Annotated in this window: 19 protein-coding genes; 17 read left to right on the top strand and 2 right to left on the bottom strand. The window is 30.8% G+C overall.

The genetic code is table 11. From position 1 onward, the window contains the following. Positions 1-4: 4 nt before the first annotated feature. The 5 genes from CLRAG_RS05460 (at position 5) to CLRAG_RS05440 (ending at position 5,824) form a co-directional block, all read left to right on the top strand. Complete coding sequence (locus tag CLRAG_RS05460; protein WP_065077467.1) at positions 5-1,669, top strand: DAK2 domain-containing protein; 1,665 nt, start codon at positions 5-7, stop codon at positions 1,667-1,669. 57 nt (positions 1,670-1,726) lie between these two features. After that, a complete protein-coding gene (recG, locus tag CLRAG_RS05455; protein ID WP_065077466.1) occupies positions 1,727-3,766 on the top strand; it encodes an ATP-dependent DNA helicase RecG in 2,040 nt (679 codons plus the stop codon). A gap of 451 nt (positions 3,767-4,217) precedes the next feature. Then, on the top strand, positions 4,218-4,778 hold the full coding sequence (gene rsmD, locus CLRAG_RS05450) for a 16S rRNA (guanine(966)-N(2))-methyltransferase RsmD (protein ID WP_065077465.1): 561 nt from the start codon (positions 4,218-4,220) through the stop codon (positions 4,776-4,778). Between the two features lie 5 nt (positions 4,779-4,783). Continuing rightward, complete coding sequence (gene coaD, locus CLRAG_RS05445) at positions 4,784-5,278, top strand: pantetheine-phosphate adenylyltransferase (protein ID WP_013237937.1); 495 nt, start codon at positions 4,784-4,786, stop codon at positions 5,276-5,278. Between the two features lie 21 nt (positions 5,279-5,299). Then, positions 5,300-5,824 carry a hypothetical protein gene (locus tag CLRAG_RS05440; protein ID WP_023163109.1) on the top strand — a complete coding sequence of 175 codons (525 nt, stop codon included), beginning with the start codon at positions 5,300-5,302 and terminating at the stop codon, positions 5,822-5,824. On the opposite strand, the gene ylbJ is transcribed toward CLRAG_RS05440, so the two are convergent. Then, on the bottom strand, positions 5,807-6,973 hold the full coding sequence (gene ylbJ / locus CLRAG_RS05435) for a sporulation integral membrane protein YlbJ (protein ID WP_065077464.1): 1,167 nt from the start codon (positions 6,971-6,973) through the stop codon (positions 5,807-5,809). The two genes, CLRAG_RS05440 and ylbJ, sit on opposite strands and share 18 nt — an antisense overlap. 254 nt (positions 6,974-7,227) lie before the next feature. Further along, a complete protein-coding gene (locus tag CLRAG_RS05430) occupies positions 7,228-8,457 on the bottom strand; it encodes a nucleotidyltransferase (RefSeq protein ID WP_065077463.1) in 1,230 nt (409 codons plus the stop codon). Positions 8,458-8,867: 410 nt separating this feature from the next. Here CLRAG_RS05430 and pta point away from each other — a divergent pair, with 410 nt between their 5' ends. The 12 genes from pta to CLRAG_RS05375 all read left to right on the top strand — a co-directional run bounded on the left by pta (position 8,868) and on the right by CLRAG_RS05375 (position 20,502). Further along, positions 8,868-9,869: a phosphate acetyltransferase gene (gene pta / locus CLRAG_RS05425; RefSeq protein WP_065077462.1), complete on the top strand. Its 1,002-nt coding sequence runs from the start codon at positions 8,868-8,870 to the stop codon at positions 9,867-9,869. 44 nt (positions 9,870-9,913) lie between these two features. Further along, positions 9,914-11,110, top strand: a complete 1,197-nt coding sequence (locus CLRAG_RS05420) for an acetate kinase (RefSeq protein ID WP_065077461.1) — start codon at positions 9,914-9,916, stop codon at positions 11,108-11,110. Positions 11,111-11,173: 63 nt separating this feature from the next. Next, positions 11,174-11,677 (top strand): YceD family protein, encoded by a 504-nt coding sequence (locus CLRAG_RS05415; protein ID WP_065077460.1) that lies wholly within the window; start codon positions 11,174-11,176, stop codon positions 11,675-11,677. Positions 11,678-11,690: 13 nt separating this feature from the next. Then, positions 11,691-11,876 (top strand): 50S ribosomal protein L32, encoded by a 186-nt coding sequence (rpmF, locus tag CLRAG_RS05410; RefSeq protein WP_065077459.1) that lies wholly within the window; start codon positions 11,691-11,693, stop codon positions 11,874-11,876. 99 nt (positions 11,877-11,975) lie between these two features. Then, positions 11,976-12,989, top strand: a complete 1,014-nt coding sequence (plsX, locus tag CLRAG_RS05405) for a phosphate acyltransferase PlsX (RefSeq protein WP_065077458.1) — start codon at positions 11,976-11,978, stop codon at positions 12,987-12,989. Positions 12,990-13,107: 118 nt separating this feature from the next. Then, positions 13,108-13,341 (top strand): acyl carrier protein, encoded by a 234-nt coding sequence (gene acpP / locus CLRAG_RS05400; RefSeq protein ID WP_013237947.1) that lies wholly within the window; start codon positions 13,108-13,110, stop codon positions 13,339-13,341. Between the two features lie 262 nt (positions 13,342-13,603). Next, positions 13,604-14,311 (top strand): ribonuclease III, encoded by a 708-nt coding sequence (gene rnc, locus CLRAG_RS05395; RefSeq protein ID WP_065077457.1) that lies wholly within the window; start codon positions 13,604-13,606, stop codon positions 14,309-14,311. 18 nt (positions 14,312-14,329) lie between these two features. Beyond that, positions 14,330-15,397, top strand: coding sequence for an elongator complex protein 3 (locus tag CLRAG_RS05390; RefSeq protein WP_065077456.1), 1,068 nt, complete (start codon positions 14,330-14,332; stop codon positions 15,395-15,397). Positions 15,398-15,422: 25 nt separating this feature from the next. Then, complete coding sequence (locus CLRAG_RS20455; protein ID WP_023163115.1) at positions 15,423-15,518, top strand: hypothetical protein; 96 nt, start codon at positions 15,423-15,425, stop codon at positions 15,516-15,518. Between the two features lie 14 nt (positions 15,519-15,532). Then, on the top strand, positions 15,533-19,096 hold the full coding sequence (gene smc / locus CLRAG_RS05385) for a chromosome segregation protein SMC (protein WP_065077455.1): 3,564 nt from the start codon (positions 15,533-15,535) through the stop codon (positions 19,094-19,096). A 34-nt stretch (positions 19,097-19,130) separates the two neighbouring features. Beyond that, positions 19,131-20,042: a signal recognition particle-docking protein FtsY gene (ftsY, locus tag CLRAG_RS05380; protein ID WP_065077454.1), complete on the top strand. Its 912-nt coding sequence runs from the start codon at positions 19,131-19,133 to the stop codon at positions 20,040-20,042. Between the two features lie 124 nt (positions 20,043-20,166). Beyond that, positions 20,167-20,502, top strand: coding sequence for a putative DNA-binding protein (locus CLRAG_RS05375; protein ID WP_065077453.1), 336 nt, complete (start codon positions 20,167-20,169; stop codon positions 20,500-20,502). Positions 20,503-20,515: the final 13 nt, after the last annotated feature.

Raw genomic sequence — 20,515 nt, 5'->3', positions numbered from 1 at the left:
AAAAATGGAATACTTAAATATAGATGGACATCACTTTTACAACATGGTTGTAAATGCTAGCAATAAGCTGGAGAATCAAAAAGATTTTGTTAACTCATTAAATGTATTTCCTGTTCCCGATGGTGATACGGGAACTAATATGTCTATGACCTTTAAAAGTGCAGTACTTGAGGTAAGTAATTCTAAAGATAGTTCTATAGAAAGTATCTCTAAACAATTAGCTAGAGGTGCGCTTATGGGGGCAAGAGGAAATTCAGGAGTGATATTGTCTCAGATATTTAGAGGAATAGCAAAAGGTCTTCAGGGAAAAAAACAGGTAAACTCAGAAGAGTTTGCAAATAGCCTACAGGAGGGGGCAAAATCTGCTTATAAAGCTGTTATGCGTCCTACAGAAGGAACCATATTAACTGTTATAAGGGTTGCTGGTGAAAGTGCTGTTAAGTCTAGTAAAAAGGATATAACTGAGTTACTTCAAGATGTATGTAGTTATAGTAGAACTATATTGAATAAAACGCCTGACATGCTTCCTGTTCTAAAAAAAGCAAAAGTAGTAGATGCAGGTGGAATGGGCCTTCTAATAATACTTCAAGGAATGCAGGAAGCTTTAAGGGATGGTAAGGAAAATGTAGTTGTAGAAGAAGCTCACGATAAAGAAGTTAAATCTGCAGTTAAAGATTTAGGACAGCAGGATATAAAATATGGATATTGCACAGAATTCTTTATCCATTCTAAAGGAACTTGTATAAATGAATTTAAGAAAAAATTAGAGACCATGGGAGATTCCATGGTAGTGGTGGATGATGAAGATATAATTAAAGTGCACATTCACACAAATGATCCGGGCTGGATTCTTTCAGAGGCAATTAAGCTAGGGGAATTGTCAAAAATAAAAGTAGACAATATGAGAGAACAGCACAGACATCTTTTAAGTATAGAAAATTTTGAGGAAAATTCCAATGAAGATAAGGCTTATGATAGTGAAAAACTTAGTTATGAAGAAAAAACTGAGTCACAAAAGTATGCACTTATTTCAGTAGCTATGGGAGAGGGAATTAAGAGTATATTTGAGGATTTGGGAGTAGATTACGTAATAGAAGGCGGACAGACCATGAATCCTAGTACTGAAGACATATTAAATTGTATAAATAAAGTAAATGCTAAAAATATAATTATATTACCCAATAATAAAAATATAATTATGTCTGCTAATCAGGCAAAAGAGATATCCAATAAAAATGTAAAGGTTGTGCCTAGTAAGACAATACCACAAGGTATTACGGCAATAACATCTTTTAATTCAGATATGGATATAGATAAAAATATAAGTACTATGGAAAGGGCACTAACTACAGTGACTACTGGTTCTGTGACCTATGCAGTTAGGGATACGGAAATAGATGATATAAGCATAAAAAAAGGAGATATATTAGGACTTATTGATGGAAAGATAATGCAAGTTGGAAAGGATATGTTTGAAGTTTGTGGCAAGCTTTTAAAGCATATGATAAAAGAGGATAGCGAACTTATAAGTATATATTATGGTACAGATTGTGAAGAAGAAAAAGTAAAGCATTTTGTAGAAGAGTTTGAGAAGAAGTATACAGAAATGGATGTACAATGTTATAGTGGAAAACAGCCTTTATACTATTTTATAGTTTCTGTTGAATAAAAAAAGCGTAAAGCTTTTTTTATTTTTGGTATTTAATAAGAAGGCAGGTGAGAGGTTGTGAATCTAAGGGAGGATATTGGATCATTAAAAGGAGTAGGTGAGGTAACTTGTAAAAACTTAAACAGATGCTGTATATTCAACATACTTGACTTGCTCTTATATTTTCCAAGAGATTATGACATTATTTCTAGCTGCAGTGATTTAAAAGGGAATACAGAAGGAAAAGTCATGATAGATTGTACAGTTAATTCAATAGAAAGAGATATAAGGACTAAGACTGGTAAAATAATCTCTACAATTGTTTTTGAAAATAGAAATGGACTTTTTAAGGCAAAATGGTTTAATCAACCTTATGTGAAAAAGAAGTTTAAGATAGATGCTGAATATAGAATAGCAGGTAAAATTCAGCAGTACAGAGGAAGTAGTGTTATAACAAATCCTAAAGTGGTAAGTGTTAATTCAAATAGCAAAATGGAAGAAAAAATACTTCCTATATATCCTTTAAAGTCAGGAATAACTAACAATACATTTATAAAACTTATATCGTATGCACTTACTAAAGTAAGTATAGATGAAAATTTACCTAAGTGGATAATTACAAAATATAAGCTCTGTAGTTTGGATAGAGCTATAAGGATAATACATAACCCAGTTAATTTTAGAGAATTGAGAGAAGGAAAAAAGAGGCTTAAATTTCAGGAGCTTTTTACTTATTCCCTAAAAATTTTGATGTTAAAAGAGTACTTTGGAAAAAATAAAAAGGGAGTAGCCTTTAAAATAGCCCCAGAGTTAATAGAACTAAAGAATAAATTACCATATAAACTTACAAAAGCTCAAAATAAAGTTATAAGAGAAATACTTATAGATGAAAAAAGAGATGTTCCTATGAATAGACTGCTGCAAGGAGACGTAGGAAGTGGAAAGACTGTAGTGGCTTTAATATCTATTTTTAATGTAGTAAAAAACGGTTATCAAGCAGTTCTAATGGCTCCCACCGAAATATTGGCACAACAGCACTATGAAGAAGCTATGAAGCTTTTGAAGGGCTTTGATGTAGGTATAGGATTATTGTGTGGAAGTGTTACCCCAAAAAATAAAGATGAAATAAAAGAAAAATTAAAAATGGGTGAAATAGATATTATAATAGGAACCCATGCTTTAATTGAAGACAATGTGGAGTTTAAAAATATAGGAATAGTAGTTACAGATGAGCAGCATAGATTTGGAGTGATGCAGAGAAGTAAACTTGTAAATAAGGGAGATCATGTAGATACTCTTATTATGACAGCTACGCCTATTCCAAGAACTTTGAGTTTGTATTTATATGGTGATTTAAATGTATCAACTATAGATGAACTTCCTCCAGGAAGGCAGAAGATAGATACTTATTATAGAGATAAAAATTCAAGAGACAAAGTTTATAAATTTGCTTTGGAGGAAATAAAGAGAGGAAGACAAGTATATGTAGTATGTCCCCTTGTAGAGGAAAACGAGGAGTTGGATTTAAGTTCTGTAGAAGATATATATGAAGAATTAAAAGAGAAATATTTTAAAGATATACAGATAGATATACTGTATGGAAAAATGCAGCCGAAACTTAAAGAAGAAAAGATGAATAAATTTAAAAATGGTGAGATAAAGGTTATAATTTCAACTACGGTTATAGAAGTAGGTATAAATGTGCCAAATGCTACGGTTATGATAATAGAAAATGCAGAGAGATTTGGACTTGCACAGCTTCACCAATTAAGAGGAAGAGTAGGAAGAGGCTCTTATAAATCATATTGCATTTTGATTGCAGATATTAAAAATGACATAATAAGAAAAAGAATGGAGATAATGAGAAGCAGTAATGATGGATTTTTTATTGCAGAGCAAGATCTGAAGATAAGGGGTTCAGGAGAAATTTTTGGATTTAGGCAGCACGGGGAAGATGGACTTGTTTTCTCTAATCTGGTAGAGGACATAAATGTATTTAAGGAAGCTAATGGGGAAGCTAAAAGACTTTTAGCAAGTAAAGATGAGGAAGATATAAGAATAAAAGAAGAAATATTAAATAACTTAGAAAGAACTTCAAAATTTATAAGCTTTAATTAGTTTTTAAATCGGCCGCATAATCAAGTGATTCTTAGGTTCAGGTGGAGTTTGCTTATAAGGAATACATTTTCTCCATCTGAACCTTATTAACAGTATTCTTAGTGTCTTTAGCACTTAGAATACGTTATCCTTTAGGGGAAGAACTTATCCAGGCGCGTAGCAGTGCTTATCCCACACTTTGAAGAAAAGCAGATATCCCAAATCTTTGATTTGGTGATAGTCGCTTTCACAGAGTGCGATGGGGGTGTTAGCAATGGTAGCGATCGGATAAATTAACTTAATATAAGAATAATGAAAAATGAAAAATGAATTAATGTATAATTCACAGTAATTGAGAATTGTGCAGGGTGCATTATTAATTTTAAATAATTTTTGAATAATATAAAAATATATGCTAAAATATTATAGAATGACTATAGTATGTAAAAAACATAAAATAGGAGGAAAATTTATGAGAATAATTGCAGGTCTTGCCAGAGGAAGAAAATTAATGTCTCCTAATGGATATGATATTACAAGACCTACTTTAGATAGAGTTAAGGAAGCTATGTTTAATATAATTCAGAATAGAGTCTATGGTTCAAAAGTATTAGACGTATTTGCAGGTACAGGAAGCTTAGGACTTGAAGCTGCAAGCCGTGGTGCAGAAAAATGTTATTTAGTTGACAGAAGTAGTGACACTTTTTGCTTTTTGGACAAAAATGTGAGAAATTTAGGGTTCTCTGATATATGTAAAACTATTAATAAGGATTCTTATGAAGCCTTACAGGAGCTTTCAAGAAAAAATTTGATGTTCGACATAATATTTATTGATCCACCTTATAAAAAGGATATGATTCCACCAGCTGTAGAGATAATTGAAAATAAAAATTTATTGCAAAAAGATGGAATTATAGTTACTAAAATTGATACCAGTGAAGAACTATATCAAGGAAATATTAATATAGTTTTAATGGATCATAGAAAATATGGAAAAACTACGGTATGTTTTTATAAATATAAGGAGGATTAATTATTATGAAGACTGCGGTATACCCCGGGAGTTTTGATCCAATAACCAATGGGCATTTAGACATAATAAATAGGGCGTCTAAAGTATTTGATCATTTAATAGTTGGAGTACTAATTAATCCTGAAAAGCAGGGTCTATTTAATATTGAAGAAAGAGTAAAATTGATTCAAAAGGTAGTGAAAGATATACCTAATGTAAAAGTTGAGAGCTTTAGTGGTCTATTAATAGATTTTATGAAAAAAAATGACATTCAAGTTATAGTAAAAGGATTGAGAGCAGTATCAGATTTTGAATATGAATTTCAGATGTCTCTTATGAATAAAAAGCTAGATTCTGATAAAGAAACAGTATTTATGATGACTAGTGCCATGAATTCCTATTTGAGTTCATCCTCGGTAAAGCAAGTTGCTATGTTTGGGGGATGTATTAAAGGTTTAGTACCTGAAGAAATAAGGTTTGACATTATAAACAAGATTAACAGAGTTTATAAAAAGTGCTAAGGTATCTTAGGGGGAAAAATTATGGATGCTATTAAATTAATAGAATATCTTGAAGAAATTATAGATACATCTGCAAAAGTTCCTATGACAGGGAAGGTTATGGTAAATAAAAAGGAAATTTTAGATGTGCTACAAAAAATAGTTGATTACCTTCCTAGCGAGCTTAAAAAGGCACAATGGATAGTAAACGAAAAAGAGAGAATTTTAAGTGAAGCTGTACAAGAATCTGAAACTATGAAAAAAGAAAATTTGAGTTTGTTAAGACGTCAAATAGAAAATCATGATATTACCAAAGAAGCTAATATGAGGGCAGAGGAAATTATATCATCTGCGAAGAAAAACGCCAAGGCAATAAGACTAGGCGCTCGAGACTATGCAGATGAACTATTAAGCCAGCTGGACAATGAGTTATCAAGGAAAAATGATGAGATGCTAGCAACGCTGAAAGTAGAGCTTCAAAAGATGTTAAACAATTTAGTAAATAGTATGGATCTAAAGACTGAAGATATAAGAGCAAATATAAAAGAACTAAGAGACATGAAATAAATGTTTTAATTTATATAAAATCCAGGGAGTAATAAGTAAAAGTATAGTAAGTATAAACAAGTTGTTGAAGTATGTAGTTATTTTATAATAAGGTAGAAAAGTTTCTTGCGATAATTTTAGTGAGAATAGCTTATAAAGTGATAAGCTAAATATGGAGCATATTATTCCCTGTAGTATTTTCCTAAGAGAATATTTTTTTAAAGATATTTTAAATTTATAGGTAAAAGAGTATACTTGGGATATAATTGATAGTCCGCTAAAGGTGAATAAAAAACTTACTAGTATAATTTTTAAATTAAGGGAGGCAGTAGAAGACGATATTAAACTGCATCCATTAGTCATTTCTATCATTCCAAGGAAGATTCCTTCCATTATATTACCCGAAATATGAGTTACACTTGAAATACTATTGATTAGTAAATTAAATAGAATGTTATTTTTTAAAATGCTATTTAAAACAGAAAATAATATGACAAATCCACCTATTGATATGCAATTTTTTAAAGAATCTTCAATGCTGTTTTTAAATACTTTTCCGATGTTTTCACTTTCATGAGAATGATTTCTATAAGCAATAGGGTTGTAATATATTTTTTTAGAAGGTATCAAAAAACTCATAACTATACAGGATAGCAAATTAGAAAGTAATAGTATATATCCTATAAAAGGACTCTTTAGCATGGAAACTCCAACAGAACCTAGCATAAAGAGAGGACTTGCATTAGAAGCTATATTTAAAAGCCTCTCGCAGGTGAAAAGGTCTATTATTTTTTTTTCATAAAGCTGGCAAGCATACTTTGCTCCAAGGGGATACCCACAAAGTGTGCTTATGATTAACACGAAGCTGCAGCTAGTTGGGAGCCTTAAGGGTTTGCACAGGGCTTTACCTATTAATTTTGAGTATATGTATACTCCATCACAAGAGAGTATTATGTTGGATACAACTAAAAATGAAAATAAAGATGGAAATACTTTGTAAAAAAATAGCAGACTGCCTGAAATTACCCCATCTATACATAGTTTTGGTGCAAGTATAATTTCAATTATAAAAATTGAACATACTATAGTTATAAGTAAATTTTTATCTTTTAGTAAAATAAAAAGGAGTATTAATATTGCAAATATTAATAGATAAAATAAAACTTCCAAGAATATCACCTACTTTTTAAAAAATTTATTGAATATAAACAGAGTTCTTGGTATCAGATGGAGTTTGAGTCCATCTGATGCTTATTAACAGGCTTCTTAGTGCTTTAGCACTTAGAAGGCGTTATCCTTTAGGGAAAATCGTTATCCAGGGACGTAGCTGCTCTTTACTCCTTGGAGAAGTGGGAGTATTAGAGCAGGTAGTCATCGGAGGAACACAGTTTATTAAATTATATTTAAAAAGTAGGAAACTTATTCTAAATTTGATCTGCTATGATAGGACTTTGAAGGTAGTCACTGTTAAAGGATATGTTTTTGTTTAACAGACTATAGGCTTTTGAGGACTGTATGTCTAATTGCAGCATTTCATTTATTTTTCTTGGAATCTTTACATAAATTGGAATGGAAGAGCTATTTTTCATTTCCTTAAGTACTTTTATACCGGTAGAATTAAATCCTAAGACTCTTCCATAGGGGCATATATTTCTTCTCAATATTTCAGAATTTAAATTTTCAAATCCTAAAAAAAACTGGCATAATATTCTACTTATTCTGCTGTAAGTATATCTTTTTGTTTTGGATTTAATTATTATATCGTTGTAGGAATAATTATTCTGTAGGGATCTAAGTATTCTATTTTCAATTCCTTCGGATATGTCAGGTAAACTTTTAATTCTATTTTCATATAGGAAGGATTTATATCTTAAATAAGGTACCATACAATCTTCGAAAATAAAACCACATCCTGTAGATTGAACTTCCTTTAAAATAGAAAGTACATTTTCTGGAATATTAGAACTTAAGTCATTTATGTTGCCATTTAATTTTAAGAAATTACGTATAGATGATGCACTGGAAAAAGATTGCTCTATATTTAAGCTATTATATGAACTTCCAATTCTTTTTATTGATATGGGAGTAATATTGCTTTTTATCCTTATTAGATTTTTTAAATACTCTATACCTAAAATATTGTTTGGAGATTGAAGTATTTCATCTATATTGTACTTTGCAAGAGAACTTTTAGTATTTAATAGAAAATTATTTAAAGCACTATTTCGTGCAGAAGGATAGGACATACCCTGTGACATTTTTTCCTTTAAAAATAACTTAAATTGGTCAGGCTCTATTGCAAGAATTTTTGCAATAGATTTTAGCAAGTCTATATTACTGCATTCGCTTCCAAAGCAAAGATTTTTTACTACACCCAAATTTTCTAAGAGACTTACAGCACCGTAGGCAAAAAATTCAGCAGAAGATAGACTGTAGATAACAGGAAGTTCAAATACTAGGTCTACTCCATTTAGAAGTGCCATTTTGGTTTTAGTCCATTTGTCAACTATAGACGGTGCACCTCTTTGCACGAAATTACCACTCATAACTGCTATTACAGCATCGCATTTTGTAGCAGAACGAGCACTTTCAATATGATATTTATGTCCATTGTGAAAGGGATTATATTCAACTATTATTCCAGTTACGTTCATAGAAATTTTCCTTTCTAAAATATTTTATTCCATGTCAAGAACTCTGTTTATTTCATTAGAAAACTATAAGTACAGAGTACAGGGCATTTAAAAAAATAGGCTAGCATACTGATTGATTATTTATTTGAAAATGCCTAAGTAAAATATATACATATTATAACAATAAAATAAGTATTAGTGTAGGATTTTTAAATAGAGTATCTATTTTCAGATTAAATTTTTACTTATTTGATTTACATTGTATAATATTGAGTAAAGTATTGACTAGTAAAATTTTGTGATACTTTAATCTGTGAAATTTCTTAGCAAAAGTTATATTTTTGAATAATTTTTATTGAAAAATACAACTAAAAAGGATTATAGTATAAGTGTGTGTAATTTTGTGTTAAATTTAAAGGGAGGAAATAAACATGAAATTGATGGAAAAAATTTGGAATAAGGCAAAGGAAGACAAAAAAAAGATTGTCTTAGCTGAAGGAGAAGAAGAAAGAACTCTTCAAGCTTGTGAAAAAATAATTAAAGAAGGTATTGCAAATTTAATCCTTGTAGGGAATGAAAAGGTAATAGAGGAGAAGGCATCAAAATTAGGCGTAAGTTTAAATGGAGCAGAAATAGTAGATCCAGAAACCTCGGATAAACTAAAAAAATATGCAGATGCTTTTTATGAATTGAGAAAGAAGAAGGGAATAACACCAGAAAAAGCGGATAAAATAGTAAGAGATCCAATATATTTTGCTACGATGATGGTTAAGCTTGGAGATGCAGATGGATTGGTTTCAGGTGCAGTGCATACTACAGGTGATCTTTTGAGACCAGGACTTCAAATAGTAAAGACAGCTCCAGGTACATCAGTAGTTTCCAGCACATTTATAATGGAAGTACCAAATTGTGAATATGGTGACAATGGTGTACTTCTATTTGCTGATTGTGCTGTAAATCCATGCCCAGATAGTGATCAATTGGCTTCAATTGCAATAAGTACAGCAGAAACTGCAAAGAACTTATGTGGAATGGATCCAAAAGTAGCAATGCTTTCATTTTCTACTAAGGGAAGTGCAAAACACGAATTAGTAGATAAAGTTAGAAATGCTGTAGAAATTGCCAAAAAAGCTAAACCAGATTTAAGTTTGGACGGAGAATTACAATTAGATGCCTCTATCGTAGAAAAGGTTGCAAGTTTAAAGGCTCCTGAAAGTGAAGTAGCAGGAAAAGCAAATGTACTTGTATTTCCAGATCTCCAAGCAGGAAATATAGGTTATAAACTTGTTCAAAGATTTGCAAAAGCTGATGCTATAGGACCTGTATGCCAGGGATTTGCAAAACCTATAAATGATTTGTCAAGAGGATGTAACTCCGATGATATAGTAAATGTAGTAGCTGTAACAGCAGTTCAGGCACAAGCTCAAAAGTAATAACAAAAAGCATAAATGATTCATTTTTAGGAGGAATATTAAACATGAAAATATTAGTAGTAAACTGTGGAAGTTCATCTTTAAAATATCAACTTATTGATATGAAAGATGAAAGCGTTGTGGCAAAAGGACTTGTAGAAAGAATAGGAGCAGAAGGTTCAGTTTTAACACATAAAGTTAACGGAGAAAAGTTTGTTACAGAGCAGCCAATGGAAGATCATAAAGTTGCTATACAATTAGTATTAAATGCTCTTGTAGATAAAAAACATGGTGTAATAAAAGATATGTCAGAAATATCTGCTGTAGGGCATAGAGTTTTGCATGGTGGAAAAAAATATGCGGCATCCATTCTTATTGATGACAATGTAATGAAAGCAATAGAAGAATGTATTCCATTAGGACCATTACATAATCCAGCTAATATAATGGGAATAGATGCTTGTAAAAAACTAATGCCAAATACTCCAATGGTAGCAGTATTTGATACAGCATTTCATCAGACAATGCCAGATTATGCTTATACTTATGCAATACCTTATGATATATCTGAAAAGTATGATATCAGAAAATATGGTTTTCATGGAACTTCTCATAGATTCGTTTCAATTGAAGCAGCCAAGTTGTTAAAGAAAGATCCAAAAGATCTTAAGCTAATAACTTGTCATTTAGGAAATGGAGCTAGTATATGTGCAGTAAACCAGGGAAAAGCAGTAGATACAACTATGGGACTTACTCCCCTTGCAGGACTTGTAATGGGAACTAGATGTGGTGATATAGATCCAGCTATAATACCATTTGTAATGAAAAGAACAGGTATGTCTGTAGATGAAATGGATACTTTAATGAACAAAAAGTCAGGAATACTTGGAGTATCAGGAGTAAGCAGCGATTTTAGAGATGTAGAAGAAGCTGCAAATTCAGGAAATGATAGAGCAAAACTTGCATTAAATATGTATTATCACAAAGTTAAATCTTTCATAGGAGCTTATGTTGCAGTTTTAAATGGAGCAGATGCTATAATATTTACAGCAGGACTTGGAGAAAATTCAGCTACTAGCAGATCTGCTATATGTAAGGGATTAAGCTATTTTGGAATTAAAATAGATGAAGAAAAGAATAAGAAAAGGGGAGAAGCACTAGAAATAAGCACACCTGATTCAAAGATAAAAGTATTAGTAATTCCTACAAATGAAGAACTTATGATAGCTAGGGATACAAAAGAAATAGTTGAAAATAAATAAGACTTGACTTTTAATGCTCATCTCTATATAATAGGTTGTGGCTAATATATAGAGGTGAGTGATATGAAATTAAATGTATCAGATTTACTAAGTGAAGAAGTTGTTACAAAGAATGTAAATGTTACAGTAAAAGAAAAGGGATTCTATGATGGAAGTGAATACATAAAATTATTAGAGCCTCTAAAGTTTAGCGGAACTTTAAGTAAAGAGGAAGATATTCTTCTGTTAGAAGGAAGAATTAATACTTTACTAGAGCTCACTTGTTCACGATGTCTAAGTAAATTCTCTTATGCTGTGAATGTTGCTATTACTGAAAGATTTACAAATAATAATAAGGAAAATAAGGATGATGAAGCCATCTTTATAGATAGTAATATCATTGATATTACGGAAATAATAGAAAATAACATTATATTAATTTTACCAATTAAGAGGCTTTGCAACGAGAATTGTAAAGGGTTATGCCAACAGTGCGGCACTAACTTAAATAATTCTAAATGTCAGTGCAAAAGCGATGATATTGATCCGAGATTGGCAAAGCTAAAAGATATGTTTTTCACTGATTAAGGAGGTGTTTACTGTGGGAAATCCAGCCAGCAGAATATCAAAAGCAAGAAGAGATTCAAGAAGAGCACAGACTTTTAAATTAGGTTTACCAGGTTTAGTTGAGTGTCCTCAGTGCCATGAAATGAAACTTGCACATAGAGTTTGTAAGAATTGTGGATATTATAAGGGTAAGGAAATCATTTCAACTGAAAATAAATAAAAGAAAGTCATTTGACTTTCTTTTTTTGTTCATGGGGTCTACAAAAATTAGACCATATTAAGTAACAAAGGTCCAGATTATAGGATAGGATGTGAAAATATGATAATTGCTGTGGATGGTATGGGAGGAGATTTTGCACCTTGCGCTGTAGTGGAAGGTGTGGTAGAAGCAGTTAAAAAGCAAGACGTAAATATAATAATAACCGGCCAAAAAGAGCAAATTGAAAATGAATTAGCTAAATATAATTATCCTAAGGACAAAATAGATATTTTAAATACTAAAGAGGTTATAACTACAGGTGAATCCCCGGTTATGGCTTTAAGGAAAAAAAAGGACTCTAGCTTAGTTAAGGCACTGAATCTTGTAAAAGAAGGTAAAGCGGATGCTGTTATATCAGCAGGAAGTACAGGGGCATTTATGGCAGGTTCAACTTTAATCGTAGGGCGAATTAGAGGGGTAGATAGAGTAGCATTAGCTCCTGTAATGCCAGGAAAAAATGGAAACTTTATGGTGATAGATGCAGGAGCAAATGTGGACTGTAAGCCTCAGTATTTGCAGCAATTTTCTCTTATGGGCAAGATATATTTTGAAAGCATACTAAAAGTAAATAACCCATCTATAGGCCTTATAAATATAGGTGAAGAAGAAGAAAAGGGAAATGAACTGGCTAAAAGTGCATATAAACTTTTGAAAAGCATGGATTTTAACTTTGTAGGGAATGTAGAACCAAGAGATGTTACAAATGGAGATGTGAACGTATTAGTTTGTGATGGAGTAGTAGGAAACACAGTTTTAAAGATGTATGAGGGAGTAGCGTTAAATTTATTTTCCATGTTAAGAGAAGAGATTATGAAATCCTTTAGCAGTAAGTTGGCAGCTTTTATTTTAAAACCTGCTTTTAAGAGTTTAAAAAGTAAATTTGATTATACAGAATATGGTGGTTCTCCTTTTTTAGGATGTAATGGCATATGTGTAAAGGCTCATGGAAGTTCTAATGGAAAAGCTTTTAAAAATGCAGTAATGCAAGCCATAAGCTGTTATGAAAATAATGTTGTTGGAAAAATAAAATCTGAAATAGAAAAAATACATAATGCAGAAAGTAATAATATATAAAGTATATAATATAAATGTATTGATATAATATAAGTTAGTATAATAAATATATTTATTATTGACGGTATATAACTTATGTAATATTATTTATGTATGAAAAATTTTTGGAGGCGAAATTATGATTTTTGAAAAAATACAAAAAATAATATCTGAACAACTTGGAATTGGCTCTGATGAAATAAAAATGGAATCATCTTTTATTGACGATTTAGGTGCAGATTCCCTTGATATCGTTGAGTTAATAATGGCTCTTGAAACAGAGTTTGATATTGAAATACCAGACGAAGAAGCTGAGAAGGTAAAAACAGTGGGAGATGTAGTTGAGTACATAAAGGCTCATACTGAAGAATAAACAGAGTTCTTGGCATCAGGTGGAGTTTTTAACTCCACCTGATGCTTAGAAATCGTTATCCAGGGACGTAGCTGCTCTTTACTCCAAGGAGTATTAGAGCAGATAGTCATCGGATAAACAGAGTATATGCTTAAAAGTCCCGTTAAATCGGGACTTTTAATTTAAATCTTTGATTACAGTAATGAATTTATTCTTGAGTTTGTTTTTTATATAGTTGGTCTATGGCAAACTGAAGAATAAACTTCAAAAGGAGAATTAGAAAATGGAAGAGGTAGGCTTTATTGAATTACTAGAAAAGAAATTCAATATGAGTTTTAGCAATAAGGAAATCATAGAAGTAGCTTTGACTCATAGTTCATATGCTAATGGTAGAAAAAATATAAAATTCAATGAAAGATTAGAATTTTTAGGAGATTCTGTATTGCAGCTTTGCATATCAGAATATTTATTTTTAAAATATAAAAGTAAACCTGAAGGAGAGCTTACAAAAAAAAGGTCTCTTATAGTTTGTGAAAATTCCCTTTATCATGTAGCTAAAAAATGGAATGTTGGTAAATACATAAAAATGAGTAAGGGAGAAGAAATTACAGGAGGAAGAGAAAGAACCTCTATATTGGCAGATTGTGTTGAAGCGATTATTGCTGCAATTTATTTGAATTTTGGATATGAGAAGACAGGAAAATTTATAATTGAAAATTTTCAAGATATTATAGAAAATGCTATTAAAAATAGAATAATTATGGATTATAAAACCAAGCTTCAAGAAACTTTACAAAAAGACGGGGATGTATCTATAGAATATAACCTCGTAAAATATGAAGGACCTCCTCATAGAAGAAAGTTTTATACTGAAGTGTGTACAGAAAAAAATGCTTTGGGTAGTGGCGTAGGATACAGCAAAAAGGAGTCGGAGCAAAATGCAGCTCGGGATGCTTTGATGAAATTAAATGTAAAAGTAAGTATGCTTTAGGAATGAGGATAAGTCAAAATGAAACATTATATAATACCTATATTTGTACCTAATGAAGGATGCCCTCATAATTGTGTATTTTGTGACCAGACTGCAATTACAGGAAATGAGGAAAAAGTTGATGCCTGTTTTACTAGAAATACTATAAATGAGTATTTAAAAACTATAAAACGCGAAAATTCCGTAGTAGAAGTATCTTTTTTTGGAGGTACTTTTACTGCAATTCCTATGGAAAGGCAAAATGAACTTTTAAGTGTGGCTAAAGAGTATAAAGATAGAGGAGATATAGATCTTATACATATGTCAACAAGACCAGACTATATAGACAAAAGTATACTGGATAACTTAAAAAGCTATTCTGTAGACGTTATAGAACTTGGTGTACAGTCATTAGATGAAGAAGTGCTTATAAAATCAGGAAGAGGACATTCTGCGGAGGATGTTGTTAAAGCATCTTCTCTTATAAAGGAGTATGGATTCACATTAGGACACCAGATTATGCTGGGGTTACCTTCAGATACTTTCAAAAAAGATATGGAAACTGTAAAAAAGTCCGTACTTATGAATCCGGATATATACAGATTATACCCTGCTCTTGTAATAAAGGGAACTTTCATGGAGACCATGTACAAAAAAGGTGTATATAAACCTTATACATTAGATGAAGCAGTGGATATATGCAGAAATTTGTATTATATCTTGCGGAAAAATAAAATAAATGTAATAAGGATGGGACTTCAGCCTACAGAAGAAATAAATGTAGGTAAAGATGTAATAGCGGGTCCTTTTCATCCTGCCTTTAGGGAATTGGTAGAAGGAAGTATTTACAATAATATGATAGAAGACAGCATATCAGAGTCTTATGAGGGAAATGTAGTTATAAAGATAAACAATAGGGATATTTCAAAGTTGTATGCAAATAAAAGAAGATATTTTAATGAGATGAAAAAAAAATTTGGTAAATGTTTTGTAAAAGTTATTCAAGATCCTTCAATTAGTAGGGAAAACATAGTTATAATTGAAGAGGAAGTAACTAAATCCGTATCTATAGATGAATATATAGCAGATAAGTGTAAGGAAAGGTAGAGTTTTTTAAAGGAGTGTGTGTATTATGAAAAAGAATACTAGAGATAAAATGATGAAGGTAATGATAGTTTTTGTAGTGCTTATGTTTTTAGTTACGCTTCTTCCAATGCTTTTTAGATAAGGGGCTGCTTTTCGATGTTTTTAAAGAATATAGAGATAAGAGGATTCAAATCCTTTGCGGACAAGACGGAACTTATATTTAAAGGGGGAGTTACCTCTATAGTAGGGCCAAATGGAAGTGGAAAGAGCAATATTTCTGATGCAATTAAATGGGTGTTAGGGGAACAAAGCGTGAAAAGCCTTAGAGGCGGAAAGATGGAAGATGTAATTTTTGCTGGTACTCAATATAGAAAACCAGTTGGATTATGTCAGGTTTCTCTTACCTTAAATAATGAGGATAAGAAACTTCCTATTGATTATTCTGATGTAACTGTTTCAAGAAGACTTTATAGATCTGGAGAAAGTGAATACTACATAAATAATACTCAGTGTAGATTAAAAGATGTAAATGAACTATTTATGGACACAGGTATAGGAAGAGAAGGTTATTCAATAATAGGACAAGGTAAAATAGATGCCTTATTGAGTGGAAAACCTGAAGATAGAAGGAGTGTGCTGGAAGAAGCCGCGGGTATTGTTAAATTTAAGTGGAGAAAAGAAGAAGCAGAAAAAAAACTATCAAATACTGATGCCAATTTGGTAAGAATAGAGGATATTTTAGAAACTCATACTGAAAGGTTAGAATCACTTAAAGAGGAAAATGACAAGGCCAATGAATTTTTGAAACTATCAAAGCAGCTGAAGGAAAAGGAAATAAATTTATTAGTTCATTCTATGGAAAAAATAGAAAGTAAAATTGGAGAAAACCAAAAATCTACAGATTTTATGGATAAAGAAGTTAAAAAATTGAATTTAGAATTTGTGGATTTAAAGTGTAAGATAGCAACTGGAAATGAACAAATTGAGGATTTTAATAATAAAAGTTCTAACTGTAAAACAAATTACTATGGAGACCGAGAACGTGTTCAACAAACAGAGGGTGAAATAAAACTTTTAAAACAAAGAATAGAAAATTTAAAGGAAACTATAGAAAAAAATTTTTTAGAGTTAAAACAAGTTGAAGAATCTAAGAGAAAAAAGCTGCAGCAGGTGGAACTTCAAAAAAATAGCATTTCTAAGTTAAAAGAGGATAAGGATAAGTTAGAGAATAGTATATCTGAGTATAACGATAATATAGGAAATGTACAAAAAAATGCAGTAGAAAGAGAAGACTTATATAAGAAATTAAAGGATGATCAGATAGAATATTTAAGTAATATATCTAACTTAAAAAATGAAATATCTTCTGCACAAAAGGAAATAGAAGATACACTTGATAAAATTAATAATATGAAAAGCTCCTGCGAAAGCTATGTTCATTCTATAAAAATAAATGCTAGTACTAAAGATATGCTGGTTGCAAAAGTATCTAGTATAAAAAAACTAATATCGGAATATCAAGACAAAGTTAAAGAAAATAAAAAGAAAATTTCAAAATCTAATACTAATCTTGTTTTAGAAGAAAAAAATCTTAAAGAATTAAATAGAACTTATAACAAATTAGAGGCAAATTATACTGTGCTTTTGAATTTACAGCAGCACTATGAAGGATATAATAGGTCTGTAAAATCACTTATGAAGGATATAAAAGATAAGGCAGTAAGAGTGCCTGAAAACAGCTGCTTTTTGCTTGGAGAGGTTATAGAGTTACCTAAAGAGTATGAAACTTGTATAGAGGTTGCCCTTGGCAGTGCCATATCCAATATAATAACTGAAGACGAAATTACAGCAAAAGCTCTCATAAAGCATTTGAAGAATAAAAATATGGGAAGAGCTACTTTTTTGCCCCTTAATATAATAAAGGGAAAAAAGATTTCTAATAGTGAAAGGTTTAAGGGTATAAGTGGATATATAGGGGTCGCTAATGAGATCGTAAATTATAAGGATAAATTTAAAAATGCACTTGAATATGTACTTGGAAGGACAGTTATATGTGAGGATATGGATAGTGCACTTAAAATAGCTAAATTAAGTGGATATAGTTTTAGAATAGTTACTTTAGCTGGAGATGTAGTAAATTCAGGAGGATCCCTTACTGGTGGAAGTTTTCAAAAAAAGAGCAGTAATATAATAGGGCGAAAGCGTGAAATAGAAGAAAGTGCAATTAAAATAAAAAAAACAAGTGAATCCCTAAAAGATTTAAATGCAAAGGTGCAAGAATATAAAAAATGTATAAAAGAATTGGATGAAGAAATTTTAGATTTAAAGGAAAAAGGTTATTCTGAAAATATAGAATTGACTAAGATTCAGGGAAAAATAAATAATATAGATAATGAAAGCTCTAAATTAATAGAAAATATGAAAATATCAAATAGAGAGATAGATATTTTGACTAAGAATAAAGAGTTGAAGGAAAAGAATATAGAGGATAAGAAGAAGAAATTAGAAAATTCCTTGGGACAACAAAACGAAAATGACAGTTCTATTTTAAAAATAGAAGAGGAACTGGAAGAAAATAAAATCAATATAGAAAAAATGAAGGAAAAACTTTTAGATTTCAAAGTAAAAAAGGCTCAATTAGATGAAAGTATCTTAAATAAAAACAGAGAGCTTAAGAGATTGACAGATGAAATACAAGAATTAAGCGTGAAAAAATCCAGTATAATTGAGCAAAACAAAGATTGTGAAAATAATATACATAATCAAGAGTTAAAGGTAAATGAAAATAAAGAAAAAATACAAGTTTTAAATAAAAATATAGAAATTTTAAAAAATAGTATAGAGGAAAATGATAAAGAACTTATAAAATTAAAGGATAGCGTAAAAAAATGTAATGAAAAGTTAGAAAGTTTAACTCTTTTAATAAATAAGAAAGAAGAAAAGCTTCATAAAGTGCAGGTAGTTTTAGCTAGGCTTAATTCAGAAAAAGAAAATATGTGTTTAAAACTAAAAAATGAAATTAAAATTACCTATGAGGAAGCTCTAAAATATAAAAAGGACATAGAAAATTTAGATAAATATAATTCAGATGTAGTAAGTTTGAAAAATAGTATTTCCAAATTAGGAATAGTGAATTTGGGTGCTATACAGGAGTATAGTGATTTGAGAGAAAAGGTAACATTCTTAAGTACTCAAAGAGAAGATTTGGTAAAATCAAAAGAAGAGTTAAATAATGTAATAGATGCTATGACGGAAAAAATGAGAACCGTATTCAAAAAAAATTTTGATAGATTAAAAGAAAGTTTTAATGAAACGTTTAAAGAGTTGTTCAAAGGTGGAAGTGCAGATTTAATAATTACAGGTGGAGATGAACTTAGTGGGAATATAGATATAACAGTTCAGCCCCCAGGAAAAAGGCTTCAAAACATAAATCTAATGTCTGGAGGGGAAAAAGGATTATCTGCTATAGCACTTCTATTTGCAATACTTAAGATAAAACCTACTCCTTTTTGTATATTGGATGAAATAGAAGCTGCTCTTGACGATGCAAATGTAGCACGATATGCAAGCTTCCTAAAGAAATTTTCAAATGAGACTCAGTTTATTGTTATAACTCATAGAAGAGGAACTATGGAGGCAAGTGATGTGCTTTATGGAGTTACTATGGAGGAAAAAGGTGTTTCAAAAATTGTTTCTGTAAGTTTAAAAGACGAATATTAAATATACCTAAAAAAGATGAAAGGATGTGTCAAACATGCTAAAAGGATTTTTTGATAAATTAAAAAGTGGGCTTGAAAAAACCAAAAATAATTTAACTGGAAAAATAAGTGACATGTTAACTAGTGCTGTCAGTATAGATGATGACTTGTATGAAGAATTGGAAGAGATACTTATAACAGCAGATATAGGTGTTGAAACCACTACTTATATTATAGATAAATTAAAAGAAAAGATAAAAGATCAAAAAATAAAGGAACCTTCTCTTATAAATCAGTGCTTAAAGGAAGTTATTATAGACATATTGGGGGATGAAAAAAATAGTATTGAACCTGAAAAAACTCCTGAAATAGTCCTTGTAATAGGAGTAAATGGCGTGGGAAAGACTACTTCAATAGGGAAAATGTCTTCAAAACTTAAAGATAGTGGTAATAAAGTAATTATGGCAGCTGCAGATACTTTTAGGGCAGCAGCTATAGATCAATTAGAGGTGTGGAGCAGGAGAGCCGGTGTTGATATAATAAAGCATCAGGAAGGTTCTGATCCTGCAGCAGTTATATTTGATGCTATTCAGGCAGCAAAAGCACGAAAAGCTGATGTGCTCATATGTGATACTGCAGGTAGATTGCATAACAAGAAAAACTTAATGGACGAATTGAGTAAGATAAATAGGGTAATAGACAGAGAATATAAGGAGGCATTTAAACAAACTTTACTTGTATTAGATGCAACTACGGGACAAAATGCAGTACAGCAGGCAAAACAATTTACCGAAGTATGTCCTATAGATGGCATAATACTCACTAAGCTAGATGGTACCGCTAAGGGTGGAATTGTAATATCTATTAAACACAGTTTAGATATACATGTAAAATTAATAGGAGTTGGAGAAGGCATAGATGATCTTCAAGAATTTTGTAGCAGAGATTTTGTAGAGGCATTATTTTAAAATCTGTTAAGTAAAAATACTTGACACCACTCACAAATTTTGATATCATATATTTCGTTGGATGAAGAGCTTTTAATTTAGGCAGTCCAGCTTCTAATAAATTAATTTAAGTTGAGATGGTATTATGGAAGAGAGAGTACAGCTTTCCATATTACTTGATATATATGGTAAGCTTTTAACTGAGAAACAGCAAGATGTGATGGATTTGTACTATAATGAGGATCTTTCTTTAGCAGAAATATCTGAACACACTAGTACTAGTAGGCAGGCAGTATATGACATAATAAAGAGATGCCACAAACTTTTATTGCAGTATGAGGAAAAACTTCATTTGTTAGAGAAGAATGAAAAGCTGAAAAAAAGCAAGCAATCTCTTTTAAAATTTATAGATTCATTATGCTGTAGTGAAAATAAAGAAATGCTTAGTAAAATAAAGAATTACATAATAGATAATATTTGAATTTAGGAGGGTT

Source organism: Clostridium ragsdalei P11, assembly GCF_001675165.1.
Taxonomy (GTDB): Bacteria; Bacillota; Clostridia; order Clostridiales; family Clostridiaceae; genus Clostridium_B; species Clostridium_B ragsdalei.
This window is presented reverse-complemented; position numbering and strand designations above follow the sequence as displayed.